This window comes from Leifsonia sp. SIMBA_070 (assembly GCF_046534635.1).
Classification (GTDB): domain Bacteria; phylum Actinomycetota; class Actinomycetes; order Actinomycetales; family Microbacteriaceae; genus Leifsonia.
This window is the reverse complement of the sequence record NZ_JAWRYK010000051.1, coordinates 1-397: the sequence shown is the minus strand read 5'-3', so window position 1 is coordinate 397 and position 397 is coordinate 1. Positions and strand designations below refer to the sequence as shown.

The window sequence follows — 397 nt, the reverse complement described above, 5'->3', positions numbered from 1 at the left end:
CGGGCGGCGACGGCCTGCGCCTTGAGCGCCTCGGCGCCGCCCTCATCGGCCCAGGCCACGATGCTCTCCTTCGGCACCACACCTTTGACGTAATCATCAAGGGGGACAACGTTGATCACGTTGCTGCCATCGAAACCGAGTGAGCCACGGAAAGTCTGATCAGAACCGCACATCCGGAGTAGTTCCGGTAGCGGGCGTCCAGGGCCGGGCGTGACCGGCGAGACCAGGGATCGGGGGATTTCGACGGACTGGACCACGCCGCCACCACAGCCGGTGGTGATGGTGGCGGTGGAACCCGTCAGGCTCACGGCCTGCCCGGGTGCCACCACCACATCACCAACCCTCATTCCGGCGTCCGCGAAGACATTGACCGACGACTCGCCTGTGAGAATTACCG

At 65.2% G+C, this 397-nt stretch carries 1 protein-coding gene; it reads right to left on the bottom strand.

Going from position 1 to position 397, the window contains the following annotated elements; translation table 11 throughout:
* The coding region (locus SB754_RS19360; RefSeq protein ID WP_410784032.1) for a SpoIID/LytB domain-containing protein at positions 1-332 on the bottom strand (332 nt) is incomplete at its 3' end.
* Positions 333-397 lie beyond the last annotated feature (65 nt).